18 protein-coding genes are annotated in these 16,838 nt (G+C 56.2%); 5 read left to right on the plus strand and 13 right to left on the minus strand.

Features of this window, described 5'->3' with window-relative positions; translation table 11 throughout:
- Positions 1 to 57: 57 nt before the first annotated feature.
- The 4 genes from ACODSV_RS04710 to ACODSV_RS04725 all read right to left on the minus strand — a co-directional run bounded on the left by ACODSV_RS04710 (position 58) and on the right by ACODSV_RS04725 (position 4,247).
- Entirely contained in the window at positions 58 to 1,074 is a 1,017-nt protein-coding gene (locus tag ACODSV_RS04710) for a sensor histidine kinase (RefSeq protein ID WP_150054510.1), read from the minus strand.
- 8 nt (positions 1,075 to 1,082) lie between these two features.
- Positions 1,083 to 2,543 (minus strand): ATPase domain-containing protein, encoded by a 1,461-nt coding sequence (locus tag ACODSV_RS04715; RefSeq protein ID WP_150054509.1) that lies wholly within the window; start codon positions 2,541 to 2,543, stop codon positions 1,083 to 1,085.
- Entirely contained in the window at positions 2,540 to 2,974 is a 435-nt protein-coding gene (locus tag ACODSV_RS04720; RefSeq protein ID WP_150054508.1) for a hypothetical protein, read from the minus strand. The genes ACODSV_RS04715 and ACODSV_RS04720 overlap by 4 nt, the downstream gene beginning before the upstream one ends.
- Before the next feature lie 61 nt (positions 2,975 to 3,035).
- Positions 3,036 to 4,247 carry an MFS transporter gene (locus ACODSV_RS04725; protein WP_454843337.1) on the minus strand — a complete coding sequence of 404 codons (1,212 nt, stop codon included), beginning with the start codon at positions 4,245 to 4,247 and terminating at the stop codon, positions 3,036 to 3,038.
- A 122-nt stretch (positions 4,248 to 4,369) separates the two neighbouring features.
- On the opposite strand from ACODSV_RS04725, the gene ACODSV_RS04730 reads away from it, so the two are divergent.
- The gene (locus ACODSV_RS04730) at positions 4,370 to 5,020 is read left to right on the plus strand and encodes a TetR/AcrR family transcriptional regulator (protein ID WP_150054506.1); all 651 of its coding nucleotides are present in this window, start codon (positions 4,370 to 4,372) and stop codon (positions 5,018 to 5,020) included.
- A 70-nt stretch (positions 5,021 to 5,090) separates the two neighbouring features.
- On the opposite strand, the gene ACODSV_RS04735 is transcribed toward ACODSV_RS04730, so the two are convergent.
- A complete protein-coding gene (locus ACODSV_RS04735) occupies positions 5,091 to 6,146 on the minus strand; it encodes an NAD(P)-dependent oxidoreductase (protein WP_150054505.1) in 1,056 nt (351 codons plus the stop codon).
- Between the two features lie 149 nt (positions 6,147 to 6,295).
- Positions 6,296 to 7,192, minus strand: a complete 897-nt coding sequence (locus ACODSV_RS04740) for a LysR family transcriptional regulator (protein ID WP_069076154.1) — start codon at positions 7,190 to 7,192, stop codon at positions 6,296 to 6,298.
- A 122-nt stretch (positions 7,193 to 7,314) separates the two neighbouring features.
- Between ACODSV_RS04740 and ACODSV_RS04745 the strand changes: the two genes are divergently transcribed.
- The 3 genes from ACODSV_RS04745 (at position 7,315) to ACODSV_RS04755 (ending at position 10,570) form a co-directional block, all read left to right on the plus strand.
- Positions 7,315 to 7,977, plus strand: coding sequence for an RraA family protein (locus ACODSV_RS04745; protein ID WP_024076587.1), 663 nt, complete (start codon positions 7,315 to 7,317; stop codon positions 7,975 to 7,977).
- A gap of 11 nt (positions 7,978 to 7,988) precedes the next feature.
- Positions 7,989 to 9,197 (plus strand): pyridoxal phosphate-dependent aminotransferase, encoded by a 1,209-nt coding sequence (locus ACODSV_RS04750; protein ID WP_150054504.1) that lies wholly within the window; start codon positions 7,989 to 7,991, stop codon positions 9,195 to 9,197.
- Between the two features lie 95 nt (positions 9,198 to 9,292).
- Entirely contained in the window at positions 9,293 to 10,570 is a 1,278-nt protein-coding gene (locus ACODSV_RS04755; RefSeq protein WP_150054503.1) for a cation:dicarboxylate symporter family transporter, read from the plus strand.
- Positions 10,571 to 10,860: 290 nt separating this feature from the next.
- Here ACODSV_RS04755 and ACODSV_RS04760 read toward each other — a convergent pair whose 3' ends face one another.
- From ACODSV_RS04760 to ACODSV_RS04785, 6 genes are all read right to left on the minus strand, one after another.
- Positions 10,861 to 11,319, minus strand: a complete 459-nt coding sequence (locus tag ACODSV_RS04760; RefSeq protein WP_024076590.1) for an Hsp20 family protein — start codon at positions 11,317 to 11,319, stop codon at positions 10,861 to 10,863.
- A gap of 1,953 nt (positions 11,320 to 13,272) precedes the next feature.
- A complete protein-coding gene (locus ACODSV_RS04765) occupies positions 13,273 to 13,653 on the minus strand; it encodes a hypothetical protein (protein WP_143036972.1) in 381 nt (126 codons plus the stop codon).
- Positions 13,654 to 13,661: 8 nt separating this feature from the next.
- Positions 13,662 to 14,075, minus strand: a complete 414-nt coding sequence (locus ACODSV_RS04770; RefSeq protein ID WP_143036971.1) for a CdiA C-terminal domain-containing protein — start codon at positions 14,073 to 14,075, stop codon at positions 13,662 to 13,664.
- A 99-nt stretch (positions 14,076 to 14,174) separates the two neighbouring features.
- Complete coding sequence (locus ACODSV_RS04775) at positions 14,175 to 14,627, minus strand: hypothetical protein (protein WP_150055902.1); 453 nt, start codon at positions 14,625 to 14,627, stop codon at positions 14,175 to 14,177.
- Between the two features lie 361 nt (positions 14,628 to 14,988).
- On the minus strand, positions 14,989 to 15,297 hold the full coding sequence (locus ACODSV_RS04780) for a DUF3630 family protein (RefSeq protein WP_223817905.1): 309 nt from the start codon (positions 15,295 to 15,297) through the stop codon (positions 14,989 to 14,991).
- On the minus strand, positions 15,294 to 16,337 hold the full coding sequence (locus ACODSV_RS04785) for a VENN motif pre-toxin domain-containing protein (protein ID WP_454844019.1): 1,044 nt from the start codon (positions 16,335 to 16,337) through the stop codon (positions 15,294 to 15,296). The genes ACODSV_RS04780 and ACODSV_RS04785 overlap by 4 nt, the downstream gene beginning before the upstream one ends.
- On the opposite strand from ACODSV_RS04785, the gene ACODSV_RS04790 reads away from it, so the two are divergent.
- Entirely contained in the window at positions 16,291 to 16,530 is a 240-nt protein-coding gene (locus ACODSV_RS04790) for a hypothetical protein (protein ID WP_454844036.1), read from the plus strand. The genes ACODSV_RS04785 and ACODSV_RS04790 overlap by 47 nt on opposite strands.
- Before the next feature lie 56 nt (positions 16,531 to 16,586).
- Here ACODSV_RS04790 and ACODSV_RS04795 read toward each other — a convergent pair whose 3' ends face one another.
- Positions 16,587 to 16,838 (minus strand): DUF7660 family protein, encoded by a 252-nt coding sequence (locus ACODSV_RS04795; protein ID WP_096480655.1) that lies wholly within the window; start codon positions 16,836 to 16,838, stop codon positions 16,587 to 16,589.

Here is a 16,838-nt window from a genome sequence, read left to right on the forward strand (position 1 = left end):
ATGGATGACCGTGCGGAGGCTATTGACTCACATAAGTCACTTTAGTGCGGCGATCACTTAAACCAAGAGGGGCAGCGTCACCACGAATTCGCTGCCCTTGCCAAGCCCTTCACTCATGCCCGTTACAGCCCCGCCGTGGGCCTCGACCAGTTCGCGCACCACCGTCAAGCCAATGCCCAGGCCAGCCCCGTTGAAACCAATGGCATGCGTGTCTTGCACATAAGGGTCGAAAATGAACGGCAGGGCCTGGGCCGTAACGCCGATGCCATTGTCAGCAATACTGATCCGCAACGTATCCACCGTCATGGTGGCCGTCATGCGAATGCTGCCGCCAATGGGCGTGTACTTGGCCGCGTTGGCCAGCAGGTTGTGAAAAATCTGCGCGAGCCGGCCCGGGTCGCCGTTGATGATCAGGACAGCGTCAGGCAGCTCGGCCTCAAATAGTTGCTTGCGGGCAACCATCACCGGGCTACAGGCATCAATGGCAGCATTCAGGATGCCCAGTATGTCCACGTCACTGCGGTTGATGCGCAGTTTGCCGGTGCTGGCGCGCGAGACATCCAGCAGGTCGTCGACCAGTTGGGAAATATGCTGGACCTGACCCTCGATCAGCTCACGCATGCGCGGCAGTTGATCGCTTGGCAGCCGGACCATGCGCTCGGCAATCAGCTTGATGGGGGTCAGCGGATTGCGCAGCTCATGGGCGACCATCGCGAGGATGCTTTTCTGCTGCCCCAACGCACGCTCGGCTGTCGCCTGAAGGTCCTGGGCGCTGAGCGCCGCGATCACCAGTTGCGCATTGGCCTCGCGCAGCTCCTGAAACAGGCGATCCTCCAGGCCCGGCGTGATGATCGGCGCGGATTGCGCGAGGAGTATCGCCAGCACCAATTGCTGGTTGGCCTCGATCAGTTGCTCAACGTGGCGGGAATCCACCAAACGACTGTTGGCGTCACTCAGCTGTTGCTGCAAGGCGGCCAACACGGCACGCGCTTCCACCGTTTTCTGGCCGATCAGGAAGAGCTCATGAGCGGCACTGGCCACCTCACGCTCGTCCCCGCCGGCGCCTTTACTCATGATTCAACTCAAACATTTTCAGCTCCTTTGCGCTCGGTGGTCGGCCGACCACCGAGCAGCCCCTCCTGATCGACGAGCATCTCGCCGATCTGCAGGCCATCGTCATTGATGTGATATTGGCGCAGCTCGTCACAGTGGGCACTGGCGCGCACTTTGACCACCGCCATGATGCGCAACAATCGGCTGCGCACTTCAATGTAGCGCTGCACGATGATCGCATCGGTCAGGAACGCCGTACCGTAGGGGCTGAAACGCAGGTCGGTGTAGCGGTCTTCGAGTTCTGAGGTCATCAACACGCTGACCCCGGCACGGGTCAACGCCGTGACCATGCGTGACAGCGACTCACGGAAGTCGGCCCTGAAGGTCGGCGCCAGGGCCAGCTCAAAGCCCGACAATGAATCGATGACCACGCGCGTGGCGTTCAAGCGGCTGATTTCGCTGAGTAGCAGTTGAACGATTTCGTCAATCGACAGGTCCGGTGCCCGGCTGTCCACCAGGCCAACCTTCCCGCTGCTGATCAGGTCTGCCAGGGTGGCGTTTTGCGAGTGGTTGGGCCGTTGCTCGAACACTGCGATCACACCCGTTTCGCCATTACGCGCACCCTCGGCCAGGAAGCTTGCCGCCAGAATGCTTTTGCCTGACCCCGAAGGCCCCGCCACCAACAGCGAATAGCCTCGCGGCAGACCGCCGCCGAGCATGTCGTCCAGGCGTGGAACGCCCATTTTCAAGCGCTGCACCGGCAGCACCCTCGGCGCCTCGGTCGGGTTGAGCGCAGCGGGCGCAAAGACCTTGATACCCGAACTGGCGATGCGGAAAGTGTGCAGCCCCGGCAAGGTCGGCTGACCGCGCATCTTCATGATTTCCATCTTGCGCACCATCGAATTGCGTTCGACGCTCTGGCGCAACCAGATCAACCCGTCGGCCACGGTGAAAATCGGGTTGGTATCGGTTTCGGTGAAGTACTCGCCAATCAGGAAGGTGGTTGCCTGCCAGGTGGTCATCAACATGCCCAGTTGTTGCACGAATTGCGGCAGGTTGTTGTTGGGGTTGTGCTGGGTCTGGCTGGCCAGCACCACCGAGCGGAAAGAGTCGACAAACACCAGCGACGGCGAATGCGCCTCCACTTCGCTGACAATGCGGCGCAGCACTTCGTCCAGGTTCCCGGCCAGGGTGTCATCGGCCAGGTTGATATAGCGGATCGACTGGTTGATCGCATCGTTGTCAAAAAAATCGAACTGCTGCTGATACCGCAGCATCTTCAACGGCGGCTCGCCCAGCACGGTGAAAAACAGCGCAGGACGTTCGGGGGTCGCGAGGGCGAACATCATCTGATGTGCCAGTGTGGTCTTGCCACAGCCAGGCGGGCCGGCGATCAGGTTGAACGAAAACTCCGGCAATCCTCCGCCCAGCACCTCGTCCAGCCCTGGCACACCGGTAGCCAGGCGGTTGATAGTTACTTTGGTGCTCATGGCGAATTTTCCTGCGAAGGGGTGTCGCTCAAAGAAGGTTCCCACACGTCACGCAGCAACCGGGCGGTCAGCGACGGCCCGATCAGGGTGGTCAGCAACGTATAAAAGGTGGTCAGCAGCACCTCACCAAAAAACAGCGCATCGGCTTCGCTTTGCTCAAGCAATACGGCCTTGAGGGTGGCTCGATCCGGTGCAGCCTGCACAAGGTCATAGGTGCTGGCCAATCGGGCATGGGCCGAGGCGCTCAGATGCAGGCTGCGGCGCAACAGCGCCACAACCCCTTGTTGCCCGATGATGGGCGTGAGTGCTGCGTCCATGTCCTGCAATATCGAAATGATCGCCTCGGCGATGCCTGCAATATCAGCGGTGGGACCAACACGTTGCGCCAGAGAAGCTACGATCTGGCGGCTCTCTTCGCTTAGCGTGGACATGAAGGGCTAATATCCGATGAATTCAGACCCAGCCTACACCCTATGGCGCCCAACCGAAGGTTTAATGAGAGACTATTGCAGCGCCGGACCGTCGCCCAGGCTTGAAGCCGTGCTTACGCGCCCCCCACGCGACCCCCAGCGCCACGCCGATCAACACCAGCATCGCCCACGGAAATACCCCCACGCCCCAGCGATCGAGTAATACGCCACCCACCACACCGCTGGCGGCAATGGCGCTGTTCCACGCCACCACGTTCAGCGACAACGCCACATCGGCGCCATCGCCCGCCGCGTCGGCCAGAGCCGTTTGCAGCAAAGTGGCGGCACCACCGAAGCTCAGGCCCCACACGGCGACGCCGAGGTAGATCACTTCAGGTACGTTGCCCAATACGCCAAACACCAGCGCAATCGCGGCAAACACCACCAAGCTGACCAACACCGTCTGGCGCAATAACGGCTCGACCAGCTTGGCCGTCAGCCAGATCCCCACCAATGCCGCAATGCCGAATACCAGCAACACCAGGTCCACCCGCGCGGCCAAGCCTGCCCGCGCCACGAACGGGGCGATGTAGGTGTAGAGAACGTTGTGGGCGAGCATCCAGCTGATCACCACCGCCAGTACCGGCCTGACCCCTGGCGTGGTGAGGACCTTGCGCAACGGCAGGCGTTGGTGCGCGGGCTGTGGCCCATAGTCCGGGACTTTCACCAGCACCCAAGCGATCAACACCAGGGTCAGTACCGACATCAGGCCAAAGGTGGTACGCCAGCCGACCAGGCCGCCAAGCCAGGTGCCCAGCGGTACACCCAGTGACAGCGCAATCGGGGTACCCACCATCGCCAGCGCCAGCGCCCTCCCCTGTTGATGGGGCGCGACCATGCGCCGGGCGTAACCGGCCAGCAGGCTCCAGGCCAACCCCGCGGCGACCCCGGCGAAGAAACGCGCCACCAGCGTCACACCGTAATGGGACGACAATGCCGTGATGGAATTGAACAGCAGGAAGCCGACGATGGTCAGCAGCAGCACATTGCGGCGGCGCCAACCACGGGTGGCGATGGTCATGGGGATCACCGCCAGCACCGAGCCCAGCGCATAGGCGGTGACCATCTGCCCGGCCATGGACGGGGAAATCCCCAGGCCATCGCCGATCAACGGCAACAGCCCGGCCGGCAGGGTTTCGGTGACGATGCAGATGAAACCGGTCATGGCCAGCGCGAGCAAGGCGCCGATAGGCAGGCGTTCAGAAGACGCGGATACGCAGAGTGAGGGGGTCACGGGAAACTCCTTGAGGCAATTTAGATACTGATCGATACAAATGTTGCAGGCAGCTGTCGCACGTTGTCAACGACTTATGTATCGACTAGTATTTATCTGGTCTGCCAAGGGAGTTTTATGAAATGGCACAAATGGGCCGTCCCCGTACCTTCGACCGTGACCACGCCGTGGAACAAGCCATGTACCTGTTCTGGCAGCATGGCTACGACGCCACGTCCCTCGCCCAGCTCAAGGCCGGCCTGGGCGGCGGTATCTCCGCACCGAGTTTTTATGCCGCATTCGGCTCCAAGGAAGCGCTGTTCGATGAGTGCGTGCAGCGCTATCTGGCAACCTACGCTCAAGTGACCGAATGCCTATGGGATGAAAGCCTGCTGCCGCGCAAAGCCATCGAGACCGCATTGCGCCAATCCGCGCGCATGCAGTGTGAAGACGGGCATCCCAAGGGGTGCATGGTGGCATTGGGCGTGATGAGCGCACCAAGCCCGGAGAATGCGCGGGTGGCGGATGCATTGACCCAGTCCCGTATGAGAACGCGGGCAGGGGTCGTGGCGTGTGTCGAACGTGGAATAAGCTCAGGGCAACTGCCGGATACGATTGCCGCGGTGTCGATGGCGGCGGTGTTTGACAGTTTCTTGCAGGGCATTTCGATATTGGCGCGGGACAACGTGCCCCACGCAACCATCGATGCCGCCATCAGCCACATCCTGCTGACGTGGGACATTGCCGCCGCTACCGCACCGCCCATCCGTGCGACGGCTGCACAGCAGCCCTAGCCCATCCGGAAGCGCTTGCTACAACTCAGGGCGTTGAGGCGCTCATCAAGAGAGCGCTTTGTGCCCGTGGTCAATGTACGTCCGTAGCCAGACTGAGCGCGTGGATCTTGTCGACGATCTGCCGTGAAGCCTTGCGGATTGCCTTCGTCGTGTTGCCGGCGATATGGGGTGTCAGTTGGGCGTTGCGAATGCCAGCCAGCGGCGAGTTGAAGCGGTCTTTTTCCTGGGCGAAGGTATCGATGGCGACCGCTTTTATATGCCTGGGAAATGCCGTCATGAAGCTTGCCAACTGGGCTTCGTCGACAATGTCACCACGAGCGGTGTTGATCAGTATCGAACCTTGGCGCATCTGTCTGAACTCGGTAAGGCCGAACAGGCCTCGGGTGAGCGGTGTCAGCGGTACGTGGATCGAGACCACATCGGCCTCCCCCAACAATTGCTCGAGGGTTTCTCGTCGCTCAAGCCCAAGGCTGCGCGCGACCTGCTCCGTAAAGCGTTCTGAACCGGTGGCGATGACCCGGATCCCCAGCGATCCGGCCTTGCGCGCGACCTCTTGAGCAATGCTGCCAGTGCCGACCACGCCTAACGTGAGTTCGCAAAACTCAAGGCTGGGCGCCAAAGTGCCCTTGGACCAGCGACCACTGTGCGTCTCGGCGTTGTAGTGATCCAGGTCCCTAGATAAAAACAATGTTTGGGCCACCACGTATTCGGCCACAGCTACCGCGTTGGAGGCCGGCGTGTTCAGTATCGTCACGCCCCACCGTTCAGCCTCTTGCCGGTCGATATGGTTAACGCCTGAACCGGCCTGGGCGATGGCGCGCAGTGGCGTTGGCAGGGTCGGTGATGCAGCGGCGCGGATCAGTTTGCTCTCAATGGGAATATTCAGGCGCGTCTTGAACACGCTATACCCCCCGGCCTCAGTCACGGCGTCGATGAAAGCTTGCCTGTCGTGGCCATTGATCTCGGTGTATCGGATGCGCTCGCCGTAGTGCTTGCGGATACTGTTTTTATCCGTGAAATAGTAGAGATTCAGGGTGACGACCAAGCCCAACTCAAGGAATCGGTCGACTTCCTCGAATAGCAACGGCGGGCCGGGTGCATCCAGTATCAGGGTGGTGAATGCCATGCATTTTGGTCCTCTTGGCTGATAGAGGCTGGGTTCATGCGCCTTCAAGTATGGAGTTGAACTGACTACATCCAGGCTTGAATTAATCATGACCCTGTTTTTCGACAAAGGACCCTTTTGGAATAAAAAGCGCAGTGTGTGCACTTACGCTAAAACAACAACCGCGAAAAATCACAGCACCCCTGCGCCATCCGCGCCACGTCCTGGTTCAAGCCGAATTGGCGGTCCACCCGGTGCAATGCCACGTACTGGATACTCGGCAACTCCGGCTGCGTGACCAGCGCGCGTAATGCGCCGTGCTCGATCAGATGGGACAAACACGCCTTGGGCAAATAACTCACGCCGATCCCCGACAGCGCCAAGCCCACCTGCACCAGCAGGTTATGGCTGGTGAGGGTCCGCGGCATCTGCACGTTGTGCGCGGCCAGCCAACGCTCGTAGATTAAGCCGGTGCCCGACTGCGAACCCTGGGTCAGAACGGTGTAATCGGCCAGCACTTCCAGGCTTACAGGGTCGGGCTGGGGGATCAGGCCTGGCGCGCAGATCCAGGCGTTTTCCACGCATTGCAGCGCCGTGCTGTGAAAGCGCGGGTCGCTGTAGACGTCCGGCACGATGACCAAGTCGAGTTGGTCGCTTTCCAGCTTGCGAAACAGTTCGCTGCTCAGTTCCACTGACGGCTCGATCTGCACCTTGGGGTAGGCCTGACGCAGCGCATCCACCAGCGCCGGCAGCCAGGTCAATGCGGTGAGTTCGGTGACGCCGAGGCGAAAACGGCGCACCAGCACTTCGCGGGCGCTGACCCGTTCGAGCAGTTGGTCGCGGCTGTTGAGCAGGTCGCGGGCGTAGTCAAGCAGCTCACCGCCCTTCTCCGTCAGCCGGGCGTTTCGCTTGCTGCGGTCAAAAATCTCGACGTCAAAGGTGTCTTCCAACTCCTGGATGCGCTTGGAGATGGCCGACTGAGACATGTTCAGCTTGTTCGCCGCCGCTTCAAAGCTGCCGAGTTCGGCAATCCAGTACAGCGCATCGATTTGCTTGAAGGTGATCATCGCGGCCAATTCATGAGAAAAAGCGATGCTATCACATCATAAAATATCGCTAAAACTCTTCGATCATCACTCCTAAGATCCAGCCATAGCCCATCGCTATCTAACAATTCTGGAGATTTGCCATGTCCTTGCCCGGTTCACGCATCCTTCCCAACGCGCCCATGGCCCCGGCCGAACTGGTCGAGGCGTTTGGCCATGTCGTCACGCCGCATATCAGCGACAACCTAGGCCGTCATATCGGCGCCCGTGGCCTGACGCGCTACAACCGCAGCGGCAAGCTGGTGGGCACGGCGATCACGGTCAAGACCCGTCCCGGCGACAACCTGCTGATCTACAAGGCCATGAGCATGCTGCAACCGGGCCATGTGCTGGTGGTGGACGGCCAGGGCGACACCAATAACGCGGTGATCGGGGAACTGGTCAAGCTCTACGCCCAGCAGCGTGGTTGCGTGGGGTTTGTGATTGACGGCGCGATTCGCGATGTCGCCAGCTTCGAGGACACCCCGTGCTACGCCCGCGCCGTGGTGCACACCGGCCCGTACAAGACCGGCCCCGGCGAAGTGAACGTGCCGGTGTCTATCGGCGGCATGGTGATCAACCCCGGCGACCTGCTGGTGGGTGATGAAGACGGCCTGGTCGCGTTCTCCCAGGCCGACGCCGCCGAAGTACTGCGCCGCGCCGCGCAACATGCCGAGCACGAAGAAGCGGTCAAAGCAGAAATTGCCAGCGGTGCAGTGCGCCAGAGCTGGATCGACAAGGCCCTCAACAATGCCGGCCTGGTATGAAGGAGTCCGAGATGAGCACTGCATTTTTGTCGGACCGTGTCCTGGGCATTGCGCCCTCCCCCAGCATTGCCGCCAACGCCCTGGTCACCGAGTTGCGCGCCCAGGGCCGCGACATCGTTAACTTCACCGTGGGCGAGCCGGACTTCGACACCCCGGCGCATATTCTTGAGGCCGCCAGCTTGGCGATGCACAGCGGTGATACCCATTACACCGCCACCACCGGCACCCTTGCCCTGCGCCAGGCCATCTGCCTGAAACTGCAGCGAGATAATGATGTGGTGTATGGCCTGGACGAAGTCGTCGCCGGTTGCGGCGGCAAGCACATCATTTATCACGCGTTGGCCGCCACCTTGAATCGCGGCGATGAAGTCATCGTGCACACGCCGTATTGGGTCTCGTACCCGGACATCGCACGGCTCAACGATGCCACACCGGTGATCATCCCGGGCGATGAAAGCCTGGGTTTCAAGCTGTCGCCCGCCGCGCTCGAACAGGCGATCACCCCACACACCAAATGGGTGATCCTCAACAGCCCGAACAACCCCAGCGGCGCGGTGTACAGCGAAGCCGAGCTGCTGGCCCTGGCGCAGGTTTTGCGTCGTCATCCCCATGTGCTGGTCATGGCCGATGAGATCTACGAACACTTCGTCTACGGCGACGCCCGGCATGTGCCGTTGACACGCCTGGCGCCCGATCTCAAGCCACGCACGCTGATCGTCAACGGCGCGTCCAAGGGCTATGCGATGACCGGTTGGCGCCTGGGCTTTGGCGCGGGGCCGGCCTGGTTGATCGCGGCCATCGCCAAGTTGCTGTCACAGACCACCACCTGCCCCAGCTCGTTGAGCCAGGCGGCAGCGGTGGCCGCGTTTGCGGGTGATCAAGCACCTATCGCCGGCATGCGCGAGGAATACCAGCAACGCCGCGCGCGCATTCTGGCGCTGCTTGAGGGCATCCCCGAATTGAGCATTACACCACCGGATGGCGCGTTTTATGTATTCGCCAACGTCAGCGGCCTGATGGGCAAGCTCACCCCCCAAGGCGATCGCCTCGACAGCGACACCCAACTGGTGGACTACCTGTTGCGCGACTACGGCCTGGCCACCGTCAGCGGCGCGGCCTACGGCATGTCGCCGTATGTGCGCCTGTCGTTCGCAAGCTCGCTGGACGTGATCGAAGAAGGGTGCCGTCGCCTCAAAGACGCATGCAACGACCTGCGCTGACGGCCACCCGTAACACCCGGCGACCAGCGGACGGCCGCCTTTTGACTGCCTAGAACAACAACTTAAAAATCATTGATCTCAAATGAGGCACTCCCATGCACACGCCCCGCATCGCGCTGGTCTGGCAAATCATGATCGGCTTGCTCGCCGGTATCGCCATTGGTGCCCTGCTGCACCGCTTTCCCGAATCCCGGCCGTGGCTGGTGGACAATCTCCTGCAACCGGCGGGCGATATCTTTATCAAGCTGATGAAAATGATCGTGGTGCCCATCGTGTTTTCCTGCATGGTGGTGGGCATTGCCGGGCACGGTGACGGCAAATCCCTGGGCCGTATCGGGGTCAAATCCCTGAGCTATTTTTTCTGCATCACCACCCTGGCGATCATCATCGGCCTGGTCATGGGCAACCTGCTCAAGCCCGGCGCTGGCACTGAACTGTCCAGCCTGCACGCGGCGAATATCACCCTGCCCACCAGCAACGGCGCCGGTCATAGCCTGGGGCAGATCATCGTCGGCATCATCCCCGACAACGTGGTCAACGCCATGGCCCAGGGCAGCCTGTTGTCGGTGCTGTTTTTTGCGGTGATGTTCGGCCTGGGCGTGGCGCGCTTGCCCGCCGAGCGCAAAGACCCGGTCATCGCGCTGTTGCGTGGCGTCAGCGACGCGATGTTCAAGGTCACCTCGATGATCATGGCCTACTCGCCCATCGGCGTGTTCGGCATGATCGCCGTGACGGTGGCCAACTTCGGCTTCAGCTCGTTGCTGCCGCTGGCCAAGCTGATCATGGTCAGCTATGTGGCCATCGCGTTCTTTGTGCTGGTGGTGCTCAACCTGGTGGCGCGCGTTTGCGGGATCAACCTGTTCGCGCTGATGCGCCATATCAAGGATGAACTGGTACTGGCCTTCTCCACCGCCAGCTCGGCGGCGGTGATGCCGCAATTGATGAAGAAACTCGAAACCTACGGCGTACCGCCTTCACTGGTGAGCTTTGTGGTACCGGTGGGTTACTCGTTCAACCTCGACGGCGCTTCACTGTTCCTCGGCATCGGTACCCTGTTCGTCGCGCAGTTGTACGGCATTGATTTGAGCCTGGGCGATCAGGCCTTGCTGGTGGTGACCATGGTGCTCACCTCCAAGGGTGCGGCCGGGGTACCGGGGTTCATGTTCGTGATTCTCTCGGCCACCCTGGCCAGTGCCGGTTTGCCGTTGGAAGGCATCGCGTTTATCGCCGGGGTGTACCGCTTGATGGAGATGCCGACCACGGCGCTGAATGTGCTGGGCAATGCGTTGGCGCCGTTGGTGATTGCCAAGTGGGAGGGGCGTGAGGTGCGGGCTGGGCAGCAGCAGAAAGCGCAAAATGTGCAGATGGAATGAAGCGACTGCTGTGCTTCTGTGGTAAGCGGGCCTGTTGTGGCGAGCGGGCTTGCCCCGCGTTGGGCTGCGAAGCAGCGCCAATAAAGGCACTGAGATTTTCCGATTAGAACTCATAGGCTGATTTTGGGGCCGCTTCGCGTCCCAACGGGAGCAAGGTCCCTCGCCCCAGGTACAGTGTTCGCCCTTAACTGACTGGCATCGGGGCAAGTCCGCTCATACAAAAGCGCCACATTTTGACCTCGCCACATCGAATAAAAGCGCTCCGAAGAGCGCCTTTATTCATTCCAGCCTTACTGCTCGCTGATGGATTTCACCTCAGCCTTGGCAGCACCGCCAATCGCAATGCGCTTAGGCTTGGCTTCCTCGGGCACGATCCTGAGCAGATCGATGCTCAGCAAACCATTGGCGAGCTGTGCGCCCTGCACTTCAATGTGGTCAACCAGGCGGAACGACAGGCGGAACGCGCGCTGGGCGATGCCTTGGTGCAGGTAAGTGATGCCCTCATCGTGTTCCCGCTTGCCGCCGGCGACGGTCAACACGCCTTTCTCCACCTGAATATCCAGGTCGTCCTCCACCAAGCCTGCCGCCGCGATCACGATCCGATAATGATCGTCACCGTGCTTCTCGACGTTGTGTGGCGGATAGGTGGTACCGGCCTCGCTGCGAAGCGCCGATTCGAACAGGTCGTTGAAACGGTCAAAGCCCACGGAATGACGGAACAGTGGGGCCAAGGAAAGAGTAGTAGCCATTGCAAAATCTCCTGAGTTTTCTCCAAGTGATTTGATACGCGACCCGCATTCGGCATCGCGTAATCCCTAGGTAGGTTCAGGCGGAAAAAATTCAAGCGTCACCCTAAAAAAATTTTTTGTGCGTTTTTTTGGCTGCTGGCACGCCGGGTGTTCGTCAAATTCAAGGCGAAAAAAAGCCTGCATCGCTGCAGGCTTTCTCTATCTGGCTTCACGACCTGGACTCGAACCAGGGACCGAGTGATTGACAGTCATTTGCTGGCTGTTAGGCGCATCGGGGCCACGACGAAATGTGGCGCGGAGATAGGGTCGCTGCATAGCGTGGGTCGCATGAATGCGTCACGCCAGGAAAGTTAGTCGGGTTGGGTGGGCTTGTCAAAGCTGGAGAAGTCAATAAATTGTAGGAAAAGGCGACACTCTTAGTCAGAGACAGTTTAGTCCTCAATGATCGCCTTTCATCAATACGCTTATATAAAGTTGCTCCACTTATTGAGAAACGACACTCAACTCTAAATTTAGTAAAAACAAATTATGCGGCTTCGCTTATTAATACTTACTGGCATAATTTTCGCCTTTCCAAAACTTCTGTTACTTTGATTAACCAGCCAACACCCCAGACAGCTGTTTAAGAATATTCCTTTCTATCCATCTTACCGCGCTGGGATTTACGGCCTCTACACGCCTTGAGCAAATACAGCACCCAAACCCTCACCGCCACTAGAATGGCATAGGCTAAAGCACCTTTAACCAAACCAAAAACATCAACTCCCCCTCCCAATTGCCACTCTTAAAATAATGTACAACAACGGCGAAAAACGCCCCTAAAAACCCTAAAAAAACAAATAATCCCACACAATAGAGCATTAGAAGCAAAAACAGTTTACCTTGGACTTTCGCCAGTCATTACTTGCCTCCCAATGCGTTAATTTGTCCATTCACCACCTTCGGCAGAAAAGATCCGGAGGTATTGCCGACAGTCTCAGCCGCCCCACCTATTATCGGTATCAATTGCCCCGCAACCAACTTTCCGCTTTTGAATCCCACCACACCACCGACAGCGGTTACCCAGAGTGAGTATGTTGCATCTTCTCTTTTAATATAACTCCTCACCGCTTAAGCTAGTGCCCAATGTAACCCCCAAGACTTCTGTCTTGGGTCGCTATTCCAACGCCCGTGCAACGGATAAATCGACATAATCCATAAGTTTTCCCGCCATCAGTTGATAGTTGAAATTCGCTCCACCGGAAATTTATCCCCCCACAGCCACGTCGGTAAGTCCAACAACGGGGCTTCAACGGCTACCAGCGGAACTCCAGCCATCATTGACAAAGCTTGTATCAATGCGTTTGCAGGCGTCCATCCGTCATAGCCAGCCCCACCTTTTTCCCCAAGCCTTGCTCATAGACACACCACACTAACGTCTAAAGATGATTGATTTCGCGAAGTCCGCATACTTATAAAACCAACTCAACGCAAACAAAATCGAGAATGGCATTCCCAACCATACAAATACCACATCAAACCCCACCTCAAACCCTGCGGAAATAAACAGGACCGGCAACAACGCCAACAAGCATCCTAGGGACAACATGACGACCAAAACACCCGCCCCCATTATCGCCGAGGAAATGAACTTACTTACCGTCACCCTTAGCCTCCTCGTAAAAGCCGCAGCCCTTATAGCCAACTCCGCCGACATATATACCTAGCGCAGTACCAAATGGCGTTTTCGTGCCTAACTGCATACGTTACCTACACACCAGTCTGGACGAACACTACCCGAAGTGCCGTAAGGAACTTCTTGTCCATTTTTATAACTGACTTGTGGGCGAGCTCCAGCACCAAGATCAGCGCCGACATCAATTTCAGATTTTTGGGGTGTGGGACGAACAGGTGTCCCAGTAGAGGCAAGATCATCTACCTTTCCAGCAGCGCCACCAGTTGCTTTTGCACCAACTAATCAACCATGTTTCTCAGAAAACTAATACCAAACTCATCACGAATCACATACAAGCTTTCGTACTGAAAAGAAAGAACAAATTTAAAATCCGTCTCTATCGACAGCTTCGTAAGGAAAGACTTAATATCCTCAGAACTCTCCAGCAAATATTTTATAGGACAATGAAACGCTCCACTCATACCTGCTTTCCAATCAACATCAACCCCTTCAGCAGCAACGTCCTCAGGAGTACTAAAGCAACGAAATACAAAATAAACACCTGAATATTTAAAGTTACCTGTTAGATAACCACTTTCAATTGCGTGCTCAGCCCCCATCACTGAGAGCACTGAAGCAATTTCTTCAAAGGAAACTCCAACTTCAATCTCAAGATTCATTGTAATTGTCACTTCGCAGCCCCTATCACCCTAAATTCCCCGCCCTTCATCAAATAAAGCTTTTTCAAACCTTCGACAGGATTCGAGCGCAGTGCACTTTCTATCTGATCAAAGGTCAATGGAGAGTCAGCCAAATTCACAACAATATTGCTAGCCTGAGTCTCAACTTTACCGGTTATTGTTTTCAGCACTGAAATTGGGCTATTGGTGATTGGCGAGAAAACATCAGCTAGTTCACCATTAATCCGCAAATCAGGGTTGGCTCCTTTTTTCCCAGAATTTGCCAACTGCTCAACATCATATCCAGCTTGAGCAAGCCCCTTCGAAGCTTCATTTTGACGCTCAATTGATCGAATCATGTCCGGACTTGCATTTTTTGGTGGCAGCTCAGGCTCTCCCTTCAAAGAACCTATCTTTGCCAATCCACTGGTTCCAGCCTCAGCGTCTGTTATAGCACTCGTCGCATTCAGATTACTCGCTGGCCCTCCTTTTGCACCAACATGCGACTAAAACCGATAGAGTTAACGCCTATCCTTTTCCGGCAACCAGCCCTCTTCAATTCTCTGGACCAATAGAGTGTCGTTCCATGTTCCACGTATAGGAAACTTCCGCTGCTCTTCTGTAATTTCGCCAACTTTCCATTCTTTCTCCCCGTTCCAAAACCACCAAGCATCGACACGCCCAGTTGAAGGGTCCACTACTCCAGCACGGAAAGTTGGGGTCTCCTTAGAGTGCGTTGGAACAGTACAACTATTAGCTTTTTGGATAATTCCTTGCTTCAGAGCTGCCGAGACAGGAAAAAAAATCCAGAAATTTGTTTTTTCCTCTACCAAGACATCCAAATCTGGTTCGTCATGATACGTACCTGGCAAGACACGGATTAAAGAACCCATAGGAGGGATTTTTTTCACAAACTGGAAATATGCTTTTCCACTCGTAGTTGCGATGGCAAATACATCTCCAATTTTGATCATTATTTAAACCCTGGATATCCAATTGATTTCAAAAGAGCGGCACCTCTAGCGAGAGACTCCGCATAAATCGGATTAGCTGTGGAGATACTGTTGATCTTATTGATCAATGAGCCGCCATCTTTACCTAAGCCGTTGTATTCGATCAACACTTGCTCAACTGCCCTTGCATCACTGCGAGATATATTCTGAAGACCTGGTATTGCATCAATTTCAATGCCTTTCTGGGATAAGTGTGCCGCTGACCGCGCCTCAAGATTATCGGTAATACCAACATACTGTACAGTGCCGTCTTCAGCCGTCGAAGAATATACAGCGGTCTTACCTGGATCAGGTACTACATCTTTTGCGCCGAAGGACTAACCTAGCTTATCAAAATCTCTCTTAGCTCCTCGACAAATCGGTCCCCCCCTTCACTTTGCGACTCCAAACTAATCATCACGGGAAAGTCTTCGTAAACCAATCGCAGGGACTGACCTTTTATAATCACGCCCCAAACTCTAGTATCAACAGAATCATTTTTACTAATGATACTGCCAGAGAACTGCTTAATGAACTCCTCCGCATAGTTAGGGAAACCTTCCCAGCCCACATCAGAAATCAGCTCCGCATACAACCTTCCAGATTTCATACGGCCAAGAGCATAAACGTTATCATCAATAAATCTCTTCATTGAAAAAGGTCTCCACCGCCAGCCCGAGTAGAACTTTCAATTATCTGATCAAAAGTTTTACCTTTTTTAACTAGATCATCAAATGCGGGTCCAATCTTGTTGCCATATCGCTCCAAGTTTCTTGCATCAATGACATCAAGCATTTCCGGAGGTGTATACTCCCTGTACTTCATTTTCAGCTCGTTTCTTGCGCCATACGCATACTTTGCAACGTCTTCTGCGCTTGCACCGCTAGCACGCATCTTGTCCACAGCCCCTTGTAAGTCGTAAACATCTTTAACATAGTTTTGCCGGACAGGCGGGAGATACCCGAAGTCTCCGTCAGCTTTAGATATAGCGTTATCCCAAGCAGGAGTCCCTTTTGCACCTTCCGCCGCAGCACCACCAACAGCAGCCTTCAGCCCCACTATATTCAGAAGCGCTTGCGCAAACCAACCAATTCTCTCTCCAGTAGTCGCTTTGGCCTCTGTAACCGGGTTAGTGACACCAAATGCCATCGAAAGCTGGCATCCAATGCCAATTAGGCCCATCCCACCGCAGCCTTCACTGAAAGAATCATCAGCAAACTGCTTAAGCGACGCTTTCAGGTCGCTCGCCATTTTCTCCTGATTCGCTCGTCCTTCCAATGCCTGTTCGACGGTCGCCGGCTTCAGATACCACTCGTTACCGTCAGCGGTTTTCACAAATTGATCTGTAACTACACAGAACGAGGTATAGGACGTCTTGCACATGACGATGTCGCCAGGTTTGTGATCCAGCTTGGAGTCCCAGGTCGCATCACTTGCCAAGCTGATGGTTTCGTCTTTAAGTATGCTTTGGGCCTTCTTGAACAAAGCCTCAATATCAGCCTTCAGTTTTGTGCATTCATCTGACGAAACTCCCACGCACGACGAGTTGTACTCCTTTCGCATTATCTCCAGGGAGGCGTCTTCGATCGGGTTCAGATGGTTGTTCTCGACCGCGTTTTTAGCGGTCCCTGCAGCGGCAATCGCGTTGTTCAAGCCTCCAGCGGCCAGCCCACCCGCCAGTCCTCCAGCCAATGTTGATAGAGCCGATATCGTCTGCTTTTCCGACTCGGTTAAGCGTGGGCCTGCTCCGAAATGGCAGCAACAATTGGAAGCCATAGACCAGTTGCCCAAGAGCCAGCAGAAATTTGTTGCGCAGATGCTCGATGCCCTGATCGCTCAGGCCACGACCAAAGCGAGCAGCGAAGGACGGGAGGTTTTGCAGTAAGCAGATAAAACAACACCGGCACGAGGCCGGTGTTGAGTGAAGTCTATGCAGAACAACTATTCATAAACTTTCGATGCACACAATATCTTTGCAAAAGTACTCCAGCTAGGGCTAGTAACATCACTATCGCCAGAGTTTTTTGCATACATATCTATTGACCTAATCCAGGCTTCCATTGCAGCTAAAAACCTCTCTAAGTCCGGGTTTTCCCAGTCATCGGGATTAAGCACCAATCCCTCTCTGAACTCTCCAACAAAATCCGCAAGATCTTCTTTTGTCTGTATATCTCTAACTCGTTCAAAACTCAT

This window comes from Pseudomonas sp. FG86, assembly GCF_057808775.1.